This window comes from Kitasatospora sp. NBC_00039 (genome assembly GCF_045160625.1).
Taxonomy (GTDB): domain Bacteria; phylum Actinomycetota; class Actinomycetes; order Streptomycetales; family Streptomycetaceae; genus Kitasatospora.
On the sequence record NZ_CP108289.1, the window covers coordinates 5811935 to 5827995 of the forward strand.

Here is a 16061-nt window from a genome sequence, read left to right on the forward strand (position 1 = left end):
GTAAAACACTAGCGAGGACGCAGTGCGCGGGATCACCCTATTCCGGTGGTTGCCGTGCCGCTCGACGCGAGTGCGGCTCGCGCTCTTAATTGAGCACTGACGAGCAGACATTCACGGAGAGTTTGATCCTGGCTCAGGACGAACGCTGGCGGCGTGCTTAACACATGCAAGTCGAACGGTGAAGCCCTTCGGGGTGGATCAGTGGCGAACGGGTGAGTAACACGTGGGCAATCTGCCCTGCACTCTGGGACAAGCCCTGGAAACGGGGTCTAATACCGGATATGACCTGGGACCGCATGGTCCTGGGTGTAAAGCTCCGGCGGTGCAGGATGAGCCCGCGGCCTATCAGCTTGTTGGTGGGGTAATGGCCTACCAAGGCGACGACGGGTAGCCGGCCTGAGAGGGCGACCGGCCACACTGGGACTGAGACACGGCCCAGACTCCTACGGGAGGCAGCAGTGGGGAATATTGCACAATGGGCGAAAGCCTGATGCAGCGACGCCGCGTGAGGGATGACGGCCTTCGGGTTGTAAACCTCTTTCAGCAGGGAAGAAGCGCAAGTGACGGTACCTGCAGAAGAAGCACCGGCTAACTACGTGCCAGCAGCCGCGGTAATACGTAGGGTGCGAGCGTTGTCCGGAATTATTGGGCGTAAAGAGCTCGTAGGCGGCCTGTCGCGTCGGATGTGAAAGCCCGGGGCTTAACCCCGGGTCTGCATTCGATACGGGCAGGCTAGAGTGTGGTAGGGGAGATCGGAATTCCTGGTGTAGCGGTGAAATGCGCAGATATCAGGAGGAACACCGGTGGCGAAGGCGGATCTCTGGGCCATTACTGACGCTGAGGAGCGAAAGCGTGGGGAGCGAACAGGATTAGATACCCTGGTAGTCCACGCCGTAAACGTTGGGAACTAGGTGTTGGCGACATTCCACGTCGTCGGTGCCGCAGCTAACGCATTAAGTTCCCCGCCTGGGGAGTACGGCCGCAAGGCTAAAACTCAAAGGAATTGACGGGGGCCCGCACAAGCAGCGGAGCATGTGGCTTAATTCGACGCAACGCGAAGAACCTTACCAAGGCTTGACATATACCGGAAACGGCTAGAGATAGTCGCCCCCTTGTGGTCGGTATACAGGTGGTGCATGGTTGTCGTCAGCTCGTGTCGTGAGATGTTGGGTTAAGTCCCGCAACGAGCGCAACCCTTGTTCTGTGTTGCCAGCATGCCTTTCGGGGTGATGGGGACTCACAGGAGACTGCCGGGGTCAACTCGGAGGAAGGTGGGGACGACGTCAAATCATCATGCCCCTTATGTCTTGGGCTGCACACGTGCTACAATGGTCGGTACAAAGGGCTGCGATGCCGCGAGGCGGAGCGAATCCCAAAAAGCCGGCCTCAGTTCGGATTGGGGTCTGCAACTCGACCCCATGAAGTTGGAGTTGCTAGTAATCGCAGATCAGCATGCTGCGGTGAATACGTTCCCGGGCCTTGTACACACCGCCCGTCACGTCACGAAAGTCGGTAACACCCGAAGCCGGTGGCCTAACCCGTAAGGGGAGGAGCCGTCGAAGGTGGGACCAGCGATTGGGACGAAGTCGTAACAAGGTAGCCGTACCGGAAGGTGCGGCTGGATCACCTCCTTTCTAAGGAGCAATATGCCGCTTGCAGGCGAATGTTCTGCACGGTTGCTCATGGGTGGAACGTTGACTATTCGGCACGAGTGAAGAGCACCTGTTAGTACTGCCTCCGGGCGTGGAAGACGGGCTTGCGATTGACTTGTGTCGGGCACGTTGTTGGGTCCTGAGGGAACGGCCGTATGGCTGTTGCTTCAGAGATGCCGGTCCCACTGAAGAGATCCGTTCGGGTCTTGGGGGTGGGTGACTGGTCGTTGTTTGAGAACTGCACAGTGGACGCGAGCATCTGTGGCCAAGTTTTTAAGGGCGCACGGTGGATGCCTTGGCACCAGGAACCGATGAAGGACGTGGGAGGCCACGATAGTCCCCGGGGAGCCGTCAACCAGGCTTTGATCCGGGGGTTTCCGAATGGGGAAACCCGGCAGTCGTCATGGGCTGTCACCCATACCTGAACACATAGGGTATGTGGAGGGAACGCGGGGAAGTGAAACATCTCAGTACCCGCAGGAAGAGAAAACAACCGTGATTCCGGGAGTAGTGGCGAGCGAAACCGGATGAGGCTAAACCCAGGTGGTGTGAGACCCGGCAGGGGTTGCCACTTGGGGGTCGTGGGATTTTTCTTGACCGGTCTGCCGGCCGGTCGGCGAGTCAGAAACCGTATGGATAGTCGAAGGACATGCGAAAGGTCCGGCGTAGAGGGTAAGACCCCCGTAGACGAAATCTGTGCGGCTCGTTTGAGAAACTCCCAAGTAGCACGGGGCCCGAGAAATCCCGTGTGAATCTGGCGGGACCACCCGCTAAGCCTAAATATTCCCTGGTGACCGATAGCGGATAGTACCGTGAGGGAATGGTGAAAAGTACCGCGGGAGCGGAGTGAAATAGTACCTGAAACCGTGTGCCTACAAGCCGTGGGAGCGTCGGACATGCAGCTTGCTGTGTGTCTCGTGACTGCGTGCCTTTTGAAGAATGAGCCTGCGAGTTTGCGGTGTGTAGCGAGGTTAACCCGTGTGGGGTAGCCGTAGCGAAAGCGAGTCCGAATAGGGCGTTTGAGTTGCACGCCCAAGACCCGAAGCGGAGTGATCTAGCCATGGGCAGGTTGAAGCGGAGGTAAGACTTCGTGGAGGACCGAACCCACCAGGGTTGAAAACCTGGGGGATGACCTGTGGTTAGGGGTGAAAGGCCAATCAAACTCCGTGATAGCTGGTTCTCCCCGAAATGCATTTAGGTGCAGCGTCACGTGTTTCTTGCCGGAGGTAGAGCACTGGATAGGCGATGGGCCTCACCGGGTTACTGACCTTAGCCAAACTCCGAATGCCGGTAAGTGAGAGCGTGGCAGTGAGACTGTGGGGGATAAGCTCCATGGTCGAGAGGGAAACAGCCCAGAACACCGACTAAGGTCCCTAAGCGTGTGCTAAGTGGGAAAGGATGTGGAGTCGCAGAGACAACCAGGAGGTTGGCTTAGAAGCAGCCACCCTTGAAAGAGTGCGTAATAGCTCACTGGTCAAGTGATTCCGCGCCGACAATGTAGCGGGGCTCAAGCACATCACCGAAGTCGTGTCATTGCAGCAATACCCCCAACGGGGGCTGTGATGGGTAGGGGAGCGTCGTGTGCCGGGTGAAGCGGCGGTGGAAACCAGTCGTGGACGGTACACGAGTGAGAATGCAGGCATGAGTAGCGATACAAGAGTGAGAAACTCTTGCGCCGATTGACCAAGGGTTCCTGGGTCAAGCTGATCTGCCCAGGGTAAGTCGGGACCTAAGGCGAGGCCGACAGGCGTAGTCGATGGACAACGGGTTGATATTCCCGTACCCGCTTTGAAGCGCCAACGCTGAACCAGGTGATGCTAAGGCCGCGAAGCCGGCCCGGAGTCTTCGGACAAAGGGACGTGGTGGAGCCGCCGGACCAAGTCTGCAGTAGGTGAGCGATGGGGTGACGCAGGAAGGTAGTCCAGCCCGGGCGGTGGTTGTCCCGGGGTAAGGGTGTAGGACGAACGGTAGGCAAATCCGCCGTTCACATAGTCTGAGACCTGATGCCGAGCCGATTGTGGTGAAGTGGATGATCCTATGCTGTCGAGAAAAGCCTCTAGCGAGTTTCATGGCGGCCCGTACCCCAAACCGACTCAGGTGGTCAGGTAGAGAATACCGAGGCGTTCGGGTGAACTATGGTTAAGGAACTCGGCAAAATGCCCCCGTAACTTCGGGAGAAGGGGGGCCATTCCTGGTGACGGCACTTGCTGCCAGAGCTGGGGGTGGCCGCAGAGACCAGCGAGAAGCGACTGTTTACTAAAAACACAGGTCCGTGCGAAGCCGTAAGGCGATGTATACGGACTGACGCCTGCCCGGTGCTGGAACGTTAAGGGGACCGGTTAGCTTGGATTCGTCCAGGCGAAGCTGAGAACTTAAGCGCCAGTAAACGGCGGTGGTAACTATAACCATCCTAAGGTAGCGAAATTCCTTGTCGGGTAAGTTCCGACCTGCACGAATGGCGTAACGACTTCTCGACTGTCTCAACCATAGGCCCGGTGAAATTGCATTACGAGTAAAGATGCTCGTTTCGCGCAGCAGGACGGAAAGACCCCGGGACCTTTACTATAGCTTGATATTGGTGTTCGGTTCGGCTTGTGTAGGATAGGTGGGAGACTTTGAAGCAGCAACGCCAGTTGTTGTGGAGTCGTCGTTGAAATACCACTCTGGTCGTGCTGGATGTCTAACCTGGGTCCGTGATCCGGATCAGGGACAGTGTCTGGTGGGTAGTTTAACTGGGGCGGTTGCCTCCTAAAGGGTAACGGAGGCGCCCAAAGGTTCCCTCAGCCTGGTTGGCAATCAGGTGTTGAGTGTAAGTGCACAAGGGAGCTTGACTGTGAGACTGACGGGTCGAGCAGGTACGAAAGTAGGGACTAGTGATCCGGCGGTGGCTTGTGGAAGCGCCGTCGCTCAACGGATAAAAGGTACCCCGGGGATAACAGGCTGATCTTCCCCAAGAGTCCATATCGACGGGATGGTTTGGCACCTCGATGTCGGCTCGTCGCATCCTGGGGCTGGAGTAGGTCCCAAGGGTTGGGCTGTTCGCCCATTAAAGCGGTACGCGAGCTGGGTTTAGAACGTCGTGAGACAGTTCGGTCCCTATCCGCTGTGCGCGTAGGAGTGTTGAGAAGGGCTGTCCCTAGTACGAGAGGACCGGGACGGACGAACCTCTGGTGTGCCAGTTGTCCTGCCAAGGGCATGGCTGGTTGGCTACGTTCGGGAGGGATAACCGCTGAAAGCATCTAAGCGGGAAGCCTGCTTCGAGATGAGCACTCCCACCTCCTTGAGAGGGTAAGGCTCCCAGTAGACGACTGGGTTGATAGGCCGGATATGGAAGCCCTGTGAGGGGTGGAGTTGACCGGTACTAATAGGCCGAGGGCTTGTCCTCAGTTGCTCGCGTCCACTGTGTTGTTCTGAAACAACGACCCCCATGCCTGGTCACGGTATGGGTGCGGCCGACAGTTTCATAGTGTTTCGGTGGTCATAGCGTGAGGGAAACGCCCGGTTACATTCCGAACCCGGAAGCTAAGCCTCACAGCGCCGATGGTACTGCAGGGGGGACCCTGTGGGAGAGTAGGACGCCGCCGAACAATCATTCACAAAGAACCCCCACCCGGGATCCGGGTGGGGGTTCTTTGCGTTTATGCCTGCCCCGATGGCTTTTGGCGCACGCCGGTCCACCGGGGTGGTGCTAGGTCCACCCCGGAAATGGGGTGTGACAGCCAGTGCCCCTGCAGCCCGCCTCAGGAACACTGAACCAGGACGATCGGGACCGGCCTCAGGAGCATCCGTGACAACAGCGAGTCGAACGAGCGGCGCGAGCATGCGCGACCAGGCCGAAGCGGCCTTCGTGTCGGGCGTGCGCGGGCTGGCACGGCTGTCGCTGCTGGCGCTGGGTGCCGTCCCGGCGGTGGCCCTGCCGCTGCTGGTGACGCTGTTCACCGGTGGCGCGGTCTCCTCGGTCCTGCACTCCTACTACCCAGGGGACCTGATCGCCCTGGTGGCGGGCGCCGGTGCGGGCCTCGCGGCCGCCGGCCTCTTCGTCCGCCGGGTCGCCGACCGTACGCGTGCGCAGCTCGTCCGCTGGTACGGGGTTCGGCTGCCGGCCGAGTACGCGCCCCGGCCGGTGCTGGAGTCGGACGAGCGCGGGCACTGGTGGACGGGGTACTCGTACCACCGGTCCCGCTCCGTCGCCCGGCTCGCGCAGCTGCTGCACTGGGCGGCGCGGGACACGACGACGCGGTCGGAGATCGCCTGGCTGGTGGTCAGCCCGGTGGCGGCGTTCGCGCTGGCGGCGCCGGTGGTCTGTCTGCTGGTGGGCGGTGCGGCCTACGCGGTTGCGGCGCTGCTGGAGACCCGGGCTCCCGTCCCGATGGAGTTCGGTGGTTCCTCCGTTCTGCTCTCGGCCGTCTTCGGGCTGGCGCTGCTGGCCCTCGGTGTGCTGGTCGCGCCGTTCGCGGTGCGCGGGTACGCCGAGCTGGCGCGCCGGGTGCTGGACCGGGACGGCCTGGCCTCGCGCGCGCAGCTGACCAAGCGGGTGGCGGAGCTGACCGAGACCCGGGCGGACGCGGTCGGCAACCAGGCGGCCGAACTCCGCCGGATCGAGCGGGACTTGCACGACGGTGCGCAGGCGCGACTGGTGGCGATCGGGATGACGCTGGGCACGATCGAGCACCTGATGGACACCGACCCGGTAGCGGCGCGCGAGCTTCTCTCGGAGGCGCGGCAGTCCTCGGCCCGGGCCTTGCAGGAGCTGCGCGACCTGGTCCGCGGCATTCACCCCCCGGTGCTCGCCGAGCGCGGGCTGGGCGACGCCGTCCGGGCGCTGGCGTTGGACAGCGCGTTGCCGACCGAGGTGTGCGTGAGCCTGCCGGACCGCCCGCCGGCGCCGGTGGAGGCGGCCGTCTACTTCAGCATCTGTGAGCTGCTGGCCAACGCGGCGAAGCACTCGGGCGCGGAGCAGGTCTGGGTGGACATCCTGTACCGGGCCGGGATGCTGCGGGTCACGGTGACGGACGACGGTGTGGGCGTGGCCGATCCGACGAGGGGTACCGGCCTGCGCGGGATCGAGCGTCGATTGGGTACCTTCGACGGTGTCCTCGCCATCGACAGCACGTCGGGCGGTCCGACCACCATCACCTTGGAGCTGCCGTGCGAGTTGTCCTCGCCGAGGACCTCTACCTCCTTCGAGAAGGCCTGATCCGACTGCTGGAAGCACACGGCTTCACGATCGCGGCGGCGGTCGAGACCGGTCCGGACCTGCTGGACGCCTTGCTGACGCACCGTCCGGACGTCGCGGTGGTGGACGTGCGGCTGCCGCCGACGCTCACCGACGAGGGGCTGCAGGCCGCGCTCCAGGCACGACGGGAGATCCCGGGCCTGCCGGTCCTGGTGCTGTCGCAGCACGTGCAGCAGTTGTACGCGCGGGAGCTGCTGGCGGACGGGACGGGCGGGGTCGGCTACCTGCTGAAGGACCGGGTGTTCAACGCCGAGCAGTTCATCGACGCGGTCCGCCGGGTGGCCGGCGGCGGGACGGCGATGGACCCGGACGTGATCGCCAAGCTGATGCAGAGCACCGCGCGCCGCCCGGGTCCGCTCCAGCGGCTGTCGCCGCGCGAGCGGGAGGTGCTGGAACTGATGGCGGAGGGCTGCTCGAACTCGGCTATCGCGGCCCGGTTGGTGGTGAGCGACGGTGCGGTGGCCAAGCACATCGCCAACATCTTCACCAAGCTCGCACTCGCCCCTGCGGACGACGCGAACCGCCGGGTGCTGGCCGTGCTCGCCTACCTCAACGGCACGGTGGAGCGGGCCGGCTGACGGTCCGACCGGTCACGGCCGCGGGCCCCGGTGCGGGCAGGCAGTGACACCCTGGGCTGCGGGAACGCTGATACAGGTGTACGAGTAAACTCCGGTGGGCCGAGCCCGGAGGTCGCTCAGCCGTCCGGTGCCCCGACAAGCGGGAACCGGCACGCCGGGGCAGCGTACGGCCGCAGCCGACATGCAGGGGTTGATAGACGTAATGGCACGCCCATCGCTCACCAAGGCCCATCGTGGCTTGCTCGGGCTGGTCGCGGCAGGAGCCTGCCTCATCTCGGGGATCGGCTTCGCGGGGTCGTACAACGCCGTGCGGGAGCTGGCTTCGGAGAAAGGATTCGGCGCCTTCTCCTACGCCTTCCCGATCGGCGTGGACGCGGGCATCGTCGTCCTGCTCGCGCTGGACCTGGTCCTGACCTGGCTGCGGATCCCGTTCCCGCTGCTGCGGCAGACGGCCTGGCTGCTGACCGTCGCCACCATCGCGTTCAACGCGGCCGCCTCCTGGGGCGACCCGCTCGGGATGGGCATGCACGCGGTGATCCCGGTGCTCTTCGTGGTCGTCGTCGAGGCCTCCCGGCACGCCGTCGGCCGGATCGCCGCGATCACGGCCGACCGGCACATGGAGTCGGTCCGGGTGATGCGCTGGCTGCTCTCCCCGGTGCCGACCTTCCGGCTCTGGCGGCGGATGAAGCTGTGGGAGCTGCGCTCCTATGACGAGGTGGTCCGGCTGGAGCAGAACCGGCTGGTCTACCGGGCGCAGCTGCGCTTCCGGTACGGGCGTGGCTGGCGCCGCTCGGCGCCGATCCAGGCGCTGCTGCCGCTGAAGCTGGCCAAGTACGGGGTGCCGCTGGACCCGGCGGTGCTGGACCGGCTGGACGACGAGGCCCGCGAGGCCAAGGAGCTGCGGGCCGACCGGACGGCGGCCGCCGCGATTCCGCCGGCCGCCACCGCCGAGGCCGCGCAGCCGCAGCCGCAGTCCCAGCTCCAGCCCTCGGCGCAGCAGTCCCCGGTTCGGCAGGCTGCGCAGGCCCAGCAGCTCCAGCAGCCTCAGGTGGAACAGTCCCAGCCCCAGGCCCAGCAGCCCGAGGCCGGCGCGTCGGCCGTGGCGCCGGTGCCGGCCGAGGTGGCAGCGCCGATGCTCGCCAAGCTGGCCGCGGTGCGGCTGCGGGCGGCGCAGGAGCCGGCCGGCGCGGAGCAGCAGGCTCCGCCGCAGCCCCGGGAGGAGCTGAACGTCTGGACCGAGCGCCCGGTCCGTACCACCGGTCCGCAGGGTGACGGCTCGCCCGGCGGCCGGGTCCCCGGGCAGGCGTCGCCGTGGTTCAAGCCGCCGCGTCCGACCGGTCCGCAGCCGGACGGACCGTCGGCCGCGCAGCCCGCTCCGCAGCCGACGGGCCCGGCCGCCCAGCCGGTTGCCGCCCGGTCCGCGGCGCGGCCGGCCGCGCAGGCCGTCCTGCAGGAGCCCGAGCCGGCCCAGGACGGCGAGTACCAGCAGGAGGCGGAGTACTCCCAGGCCGCCGAGTACCAGCAGGCCGCCGAGTTCGCGCAGCAGGCGGGCAGCGCCCAGGAGCCGGCCGAGTCCGCCCACCAGGAGGACACGGCCGCGCGTCCGGTGCCGTCCCGGCTCGACCCGGAGCTCTGCTACGAGGCGCTGGTCAGCTACATCGACACCTTCGACCACCAGCCCGATCCGCAGCGCCTGGCCGACTGGCTGACCAAGGAGTACGGCGTGGCCGGCACCCGCCCGGACGGCTCGGTGCACCCGAAGGACGTCGCCGAGCTCTTCCCCGAGCTGCGCGACCGCTACGCCGCCGCCGGGAGGGACTGACCGACCGGCCGCGACCTGCCCGTCCATCGCTCGGTCGGCCATTGACGCCCGACCGCGGCGGGGTTACCTTCGCCTCAACAAACTGTTGAAGCATCGGTCCGTCCTGGACCGGCGAGGCGCGGAGGAGTGCGGATGTCGCAGGTCGAGCTGGACGGTACCGGGCCGGCGGGCGGAGCCTCGTTCTCCGGCGAGGCGCGCGCCGCCGTGGACGCGCTGCTCGCCCCGGTCGACGCCGACCTGGCCCGCCGATACCCGGGCGACTCGGGCACCCGGCAGCCGGTGCACACCGTCTACGTCCCGGCCGACGCCTTCGGTGCCGACACCGTCCGCAACTGGGGCCGCCAGGCCCTGGAGGCCTTCGACACCCACGCCGGCACCACGGCCGAGCTGGCCCGCGCGCTCGGCGTGGCCGACGACGCGCTGCTCGCCGACGTGCACGCCCGGGTCCGGGCCAAGCTGGAGCGGGAGCCGGTCGAGGACCTGCGGATCGACTTCGAGGACGGCTACGGCCCGCGGCCCGACGCCGAGGAGGACGCGGCCGCCGTCCGGGCCGCCGAGCTGGTCGCCGCCGCGGCGGCGGACGGCAGCGCCCCGCCGTACATCGGCATCCGGATCAAGTGCATGGAGGCGGCCGTCCGGGACCGCGGCATCCGCACCCTGGAGCTGTTCCTCGCCACCCTGCTGGCCAACGGCGGCCTGCCCGAGGGCCTGGTGCTCACCCTGCCCAAGGTCACCTACGCCGAGCAGGTCACCGCGCTGGTCCGGCTGCTGGAGGACTTCGAGCGTTCGGCCGGTCTGCCGGCCGGCCGGATCGGCTTCGAGATCCAGATCGAGACCACCCAGGCGATCCTCGGCCCCGACGGCCGGGCCACCGTCTCCCGGATGATCGAGGCCGCCGAGGGCCGGGCGACCGGCCTGCACTACGGGACCTTCGACTACAGCGCCTCGTGCGGGGTCAGCGCCGCCTACCAGAGCATGGACCACCCGGTCGCCGACCACGCGAAGGCGGTCATGCAGGTGGCCGCCGCCGGGACGGGCGTCCGGCTCTCCGACGGCTCGACCAACGTCGTCCCGACCGGCTCCACCGAGCAGGTGCACGCCGCCTGGAAGCTCCACCACGACCTGGTCCGCCGCTCGCTGGCCCGCGCCTACTACCAGGGCTGGGACATGCACCCGGCGCACCTGCCGACCCGGTACGTCGCCGTCTACTCCTTCTACCGCGAGGGCCTGGAGGCTGCCGCCGCCCGGCTGGCCGCGTACGTCGCCAAGGCGGGCGGCGACGTGATGGACGAGCCGGCGACCGCCCGGGCGCTCAGCGGCTACGTGCTGCGCGGGCTGGACTGCGGAGCGGTCCACCTCGCCGAGGTCACCTCGCTGACCGGCCTGGACCGCGCACAGCTGGACGCGCTGGCCGGGCGCTGACCGAGGGTTAGGCTGGCGGGGCCGCCGGGGGCCACTCCGGAGCCCCCGCCGGCCCCTGTGCCGCCCTCGTCCCCCGGGAGAACCACCGCGCCATGTCCGCCACGCCGGAGCCGACCCCCAGGCAGTACCTCACCATCCGGTGCGCGGGCAGCCACGAGACCGAGATCAAGAAGTCCCGCTTCATCTGCCACCTCGCCCGGGTCACCGACGAGGACGAGGCGCAGGCGTTCATCGCGGGCATCCGCAAGCAGTACTGGGACGCCCGGCACAACTGCACCGCCTTCGTGGTCGGCGACGAGCAGCGGCGCGAGCGCTCCAGCGACGACGGGGAGCCCGGCGGCACCGCCGGGGTGCCCATGCTGGAGGTGCTGCGCCGGCGCGGGCTGACCGACACGGTGGCCGTGGTGACCAGGTACTTCGGCGGGATCAAGCTCGGCGCCGGCGGCCTGGTGCGGGCGTACGGGAACGCGGTGTCGGAGGCGGTGGACGCGGTCGGGCTGCTGGAGCGGCGGCCGGTGGCACTGCTCGCGGTGACGGCGGACCACACCCGCGCCGGGCGGGTGGAGAACGACCTGCGGGCGGCCGGGTACACGGTGAGCGACCTCGCGTACGAGGCCACCGGGGTGCGGATCGAGGTCGGGGTCCCGGAGCCGGACGTGGCCGCGTTCCACACCTGGCTGGCCGAGGCGACCGGCGGTACCGCGGTTGCGGTGGCGGCGGGGCGGACGTACGTCGAGGTGCCGGTCTGAGGCCGGTCCCCGCGCCGGGCCTCCGGGCCCTCCCTCGACCGCGGATCCGCGCGCACGGCTTTCGGACAGACTTTCGGACAGTCCGGGTCCGGCCGGTTTCGGGGCCCGGCGGGCCTGCCTAGCCTGGGCGCACCGCCGACCAGGAGGCCGAGTCGAGATGCCCGTCGTCCAGACCATCACGCTGCCCCCGGGCGCCAGTACCGGCTGGCACTACCATCCGGGCCGGGTAGACGTGGTGGTGCTCTCCGGGACGCTGACCCGGACGCTGCACGACGGCCGGGTCGAGGTCAGCCGTGCCGGGGACTCGCTGGTCGAGGAGGCGGGACCGGTCCACGTCCACGTCGGCCGCAACCACGGGAGCGTCCCCGTCGTCCTGATCGCCGGCTACGACATCCCGGACGGCTGCCCGCTGGCGGTCCCGGTGGCGGCGCCGGAGTGGAGTCGCAGCGGCGCCGGGCGTGACGACGGCTGAGCGTGGCCGCAGCAGATGACGGCCCGCGGCGGCGGGCGGCTTGAGCAGATTCACTCGAACGTATTGACGTGACCCGGAGTTGGAACTTCCACTCCGGCTTGTGGCGTTTCCTGGGCAAGGATCCGGCCGAACCGGACGAACCACCCATCGATGGAGGACGAGAGACCCCACCACCGCACCACGGAGGTATGCGCATGACCTCAGACCGCTCCCCGTCGCCCGCCCGTGCCGATCTGCCCGGCCCGAGAGGCCCCGCGACGCCCTACCGGATGACCGTCACCACCGCTCTCCCGCACGCCGACGCCGTCGCCCTGGCCGACCAGCGCCTCGGCGACTGGCTGAAACAGGAGGGCTGCGACGAGCCCCCGCGGGTGCTCCGCGAGCCCCCCGGCCACGATCCCGGCAGGCCCGCCCCCGGGCCCGACCTCGCGGCCGATCCCCCCACGGCCCCCACCGAGCGCCTGCGGCTGGGCGGCCGGGTCCTGCTCGACCGCGACGGAGGCCTGCTCCGCGGCGGCCCCGGCACCGGCCGCTACGACCGCCGCCGGCTGCGCACCCCGGCCCCGCACGGTACCCACCAGCTCACTCTGACGATAGCGACCGGGGTCGAGGGCCCCACCTGGGTCCGGCTGGAGGCCGAGACGCACACCACCGGCAGCGGCGTGCGGACGCCCTGCCGGGTGCCGGTGCCCGAGCTGGCCCGCACCCTGCTGCCACTGCTCGACGCCGCCGACGGCCCCGCAGCCGTCCAGCTCGCGCCGCGGGTTCTGGCCGCCGGCGACGTCGACGCCCTCATCGACGAGCTCTGTGACCCGGAGCGCCGGCTGCCCACCGTGGTGGCCAGCGTGCCGGCCGACCGCGGGCTCGACGCATGGGTCGCCGAGGTCGTCCGCCCGCTCTGCGGACAGCTGCCCGGCCTCGCCACCGCCTACGTGCTGGACCCGGGCGCCCGCACGGAGTTCAACGTCGCGCTGGAGTACCACACCGTGTACGGCGGGGCGGTGCGCACCTACCTGCCCGAGGTCGACCCGGCCTCCCGGCACGACGGAGCCCGCCACCCCGTGCTGGCCCGCCGCCGGATCGAGGAGGACCTCCGCCGGGCGGCCGGCCTGCTGGCCCGCGAGCCCCGCCGGCTCGCCGCCGAACAGCCGCTGCCCCTGCCGCTGGCCGCCGTCCCCGTGCTGCGGGTCCCCCCGCCCGCACCCCGCGCGGGCACCGGTCCGGACGACGCCGCGGCCCTCGCTCACGAGGAGCAGCTGGACCGGGCCGAGCAGCAGGCCAGGGCCGACGAGCTGGAGCGGGCCCGGCACAGCCTGCGCCGGGAGCGCCGCCGCGGCGCCGCCCAGGTGCGCGCCCTGACCGGCCGCCTCTGCGCGGGCCCCGGCGGCCCGGCCGCACCCGGCCGGCCCGGCCGCCGCTCCGGCGCGCCGGGTGCAGCCGGAGCGCCCGGCACCTTCACCGAAGTGATGGCCAGGCTGGGAGAGTTCCCGCTGCTCACCTTCACGGGGGACCAGAAGGCCGCGCTCGCCCTGGACGAACTGCAGTGCTCCGGAGCCGGCTGGGCCCGGCTCACCTGGGACGGCCTGACGGCCCTTCAGGAGTACGCCGAGGCGGCCGTTCGCGGCGAGGCCGGCGGCGACTTCAAGCAGTGGTGCGAGCGGACCCCGGCCGGCTGCCACCGCTTCCCGCCCCGCAAGGCGGTCCGCGGGGAGTCCCGGACGGTCTTCAGCCACACCAAGTGGAAGCGCGAGCGGATGCTGCCGGTGCCGGAGTGTGTGGACGCCTCCCGGCGCGCGTTCATGGGCGCGCACCTGCGGATCGGCGGCGGGCGCACGGCGCCGAGGCTGCACTACCTCGACGACTGCTCCGGCAGCGGCCGGATCTATGTCGGCTACATCGGCCTGCACCTGACCAACACCCGGACCAACTGAGAGGCTTGGCTGACCGGTGCGCCCGTTCGGTGGACAATGGCCGGCAGGGGTGGGCCGCGGGGTCGCCGGCCGGCCCGGGCAGGCGCCGGACGAGTATGGGGGAACGACCACCGATGCAGTACTCAGCAGACGGCCACTCCGACGGCACGGTCATGGCCCCCCAACCCGGCTTCCTGGCCTCGGTCTTCCGGGACCTCGGCGTGGACGTGCCCGACGGGCCCGACGGACCGGACGGTCCGCCGGGCCCGCCGACGCAGGCCGGGCCGCCCAACGGCGCCTCGGCCGGCCCACCGGATGACGCGTCGTCCGCCTCCCCGTCCGGCGCCGGAGGGGACGAGGCCGTCGCCGCGCACGCCCGGGCCGCCGCGCTGACGCACCACCGCACGGTCACCGTCCAGGCCGAGCACAAGCGGCTGGCCGACCTGCTGCGCCGGGCCGCGCTGCCCGTCTCGGCCATGGACTTCGAGAGCCAGCTGCGCCGGTACGAGCCGCGGCCCTACCCGGCCGACGGCCCGGCACCGGCAGCCGTGGCGGCCGAGCCGCGCTGGGAGGACTACGCGCCCGCCGAGCCACCCGCCGCCGCCCCCGACGAGAGCCGGTCCCGGCGCCTGCTGGACTCCGGCTACCAGCGCGAGCTGGCCCGGGCCCGGCTCACCCACCAGCGCGCCCTGCGGGAGTGGCGCACCCGGCAGGCCGAGGCCGGCAGCCCGGCCGCGGACGAGTCCAGGCGGGCCCACGAGCAGGCCGAGCAGGCCCGGGCGCGCGCGGTGCGGGAGTACAACGACAGTCTGGAGGAGTGCCGCCGGGCCTACCGGCTCGCCGAGCCGGCTGCCGTCGAGTCGCTGCTGGAGCGCGCCCTGGCCGCCGCCGAGACGGCCACCCAGGACCTGCCGGCCCCCTGCCGGGCGGTGTTCCGCCCGCTCACCCGCACCGCCGTCCTCGACCTCGACCTGCCCGCGCTCGACCTGGTTCCCTCGCTGACGGGCTACCGGCTCGGCACGGACGGCGAGATCATCCCGGTGCCGCGCCCGCCCGCCGACCGGGCCACCGACTACCTGCGGCTGGTCGCCCGGCTGGCGCTGCGCGCCCTCCAGGCCGCCGACGCCGTCGACACCGACGAGATACTGGCCGGCGTCGTGCTCAACGGCTGGCTGCGCGAGCCAGGCGGCGCGGAGCCGCTCTGCCTGGTGAGCGTGGACGCCGACCGCGACGCCCTGGCCCGCACCAGGCTGCTGCCGCCGGCCGCCCCCTACGAGGAGCACGACGGCGAGGGCGTCTACGCCGACGCGGAACAGGACGAGGCGCTGGTGCGGCTGCGCCAGCTCGGCGCCGCCGTCACCCCCGGCCCGTACGCCCGGGCCGGCGTCGAACCGGCCGCCGTGGCGGGGCCCGCCGTGCCGTCCGCGTCGGACCTCTCGGCGAACGAGTTCGCCCAGCTGGTCCGCGAACTGCTCACCCGGGGCGGGCTGGCGCAGTGGAGCGTACGGTTGCGCGGACCGGCCGGGCTGGTCGCCACCGGCGAGGGGCCGGCCGGCAGCGCGCTGCCCGGGCGCTGGGTGGTCTGGGCCTCCCGCGGCGCCCAGCCGGTGGGGGAGGAGGAGATCAGGACGCTGGCGGAGGCGGTCCGCGAGGAGTCCGCCGAACGCGGCCTGCGGCTTACCTCCGGGCGGTTCACCGACGAGGCGCTCGACCTGACCGCCGAGGACGGCCACCAGCACATCCATCTGGTCGACGGCGACGGGGTCCGCGAACTGACGCGCACCCACCTCGGACTCCCACTCGCCGCAGGCCACTGAGGCGCAGGCCACCGAGGCGCGGCCACCGAACCGGAGCCCGCGGACCCGGAGCCCGCGGACCCGGAGGCCACGGACCCGGAGGCCCCTGAGCCGTCGGCCGCCGGGTCGCGGGCGGGAGAGGAACCGGCGGGCTCCCCCGCGGAGTAACCGGCGGAGGAGCAGGGCAGAACGCCGCTCACCCTGACGGCCCGCCCGGCGGGCGGCTGCCCGGGCGGCGCGTGAGGCTGGTGGGCGCGGGTGCCGGCCTGCCGGAGCCCGGCCGGGTGGTGGCGCTGTACGGTGGCCGCCGGCACGGCCGTCCGGCACCGGTCGGCGGTCGGCCCGGCGGCGGGCAGGACGGGGGAGGCAGGGTGGGCAGGGTGCCCGGTACGGGGGAGATGCGGTGACCGCGATCCTGGTCGCC

The 16061-nt window shown here is 69.6% G+C and carries 8 protein-coding genes and 3 rRNA genes; all 11 read left to right on the top strand.

The features are described from left to right. Positions 1 to 110: 110 nt before the first annotated feature. The 11 genes from OG286_RS25890 (at position 111) to OG286_RS25940 (ending at position 15658) form a co-directional block, all read left to right on the top strand. A 16S ribosomal RNA gene (locus OG286_RS25890) occupies positions 111 to 1634 on the top strand. A gap of 281 nt (positions 1635 to 1915) precedes the next feature. Next, positions 1916 to 5037: ribosomal RNA gene (locus OG286_RS25895) — 23S ribosomal RNA — on the top strand. 85 nt (positions 5038 to 5122) lie between these two features. After that, positions 5123 to 5239: ribosomal RNA gene (gene rrf / locus OG286_RS25900) — 5S ribosomal RNA — on the top strand. Together the 16S, 23S and 5S rRNA genes form the textbook arrangement of a ribosomal RNA operon. A 200-nt stretch (positions 5240 to 5439) precedes the next feature. Continuing rightward, on the top strand, positions 5440 to 6849 hold the full coding sequence (locus OG286_RS25905; protein WP_405359901.1) for a sensor histidine kinase: 1410 nt from the start codon (positions 5440 to 5442) through the stop codon (positions 6847 to 6849). After that, positions 6801 to 7466 (top strand): LuxR C-terminal-related transcriptional regulator, encoded by a 666-nt coding sequence (locus OG286_RS25910; RefSeq protein WP_396325623.1) that lies wholly within the window; start codon positions 6801 to 6803, stop codon positions 7464 to 7466. Before OG286_RS25905 ends, OG286_RS25910 begins: the two co-directional genes overlap by 49 nt. Before the next feature lie 202 nt (positions 7467 to 7668). Next, entirely contained in the window at positions 7669 to 9288 is a 1620-nt protein-coding gene (locus OG286_RS25915; RefSeq protein WP_396325622.1) for a DUF2637 domain-containing protein, read from the top strand. 132 nt (positions 9289 to 9420) lie between these two features. Beyond that, on the top strand, positions 9421 to 10710 hold the full coding sequence (locus tag OG286_RS25920) for a DUF6986 family protein (protein WP_396325621.1): 1290 nt from the start codon (positions 9421 to 9423) through the stop codon (positions 10708 to 10710). A gap of 92 nt (positions 10711 to 10802) precedes the next feature. Beyond that, positions 10803 to 11459 (top strand): YigZ family protein, encoded by a 657-nt coding sequence (locus OG286_RS25925; RefSeq protein WP_396325620.1) that lies wholly within the window; start codon positions 10803 to 10805, stop codon positions 11457 to 11459. Between the two features lie 157 nt (positions 11460 to 11616). Then, the gene (locus OG286_RS25930; protein ID WP_396325619.1) at positions 11617 to 11931 is read left to right on the top strand and encodes a cupin domain-containing protein; all 315 of its coding nucleotides are present in this window, start codon (positions 11617 to 11619) and stop codon (positions 11929 to 11931) included. A gap of 194 nt (positions 11932 to 12125) precedes the next feature. Next, positions 12126 to 13862 (top strand): hypothetical protein, encoded by a 1737-nt coding sequence (locus OG286_RS25935; protein ID WP_405365807.1) that lies wholly within the window; start codon positions 12126 to 12128, stop codon positions 13860 to 13862. A 113-nt stretch (positions 13863 to 13975) separates the two neighbouring features. Beyond that, positions 13976 to 15658: a restriction endonuclease gene (locus OG286_RS25940; RefSeq protein WP_405365808.1), complete on the top strand. Its 1683-nt coding sequence runs from the start codon at positions 13976 to 13978 to the stop codon at positions 15656 to 15658. Positions 15659 to 16061 lie beyond the last annotated feature (403 nt).

Coding starts and splice junctions, on each gene's coding strand:
- OG286_RS25915 (WP_396325622.1), top strand. CDS start 7,669: ATGGCACGCCCATCGCTCACCAAGGCCCATCGTGGCTTGCTCGGGCTG.
- OG286_RS25920 (WP_396325621.1), top strand. CDS start 9,421: ATGTCGCAGGTCGAGCTGGACGGTACCGGGCCGGCGGGCGGAGCCTCG.
- OG286_RS25925 (WP_396325620.1), top strand. CDS start 10,803: ATGTCCGCCACGCCGGAGCCGACCCCCAGGCAGTACCTCACCATCCGG.
- OG286_RS25930 (WP_396325619.1), top strand. CDS start 11,617: ATGCCCGTCGTCCAGACCATCACGCTGCCCCCGGGCGCCAGTACCGGC.
- OG286_RS25935 (WP_405365807.1), top strand. CDS start 12,126: ATGACCTCAGACCGCTCCCCGTCGCCCGCCCGTGCCGATCTGCCCGGC.
- OG286_RS25940 (WP_405365808.1), top strand. CDS start 13,976: ATGCAGTACTCAGCAGACGGCCACTCCGACGGCACGGTCATGGCCCCC.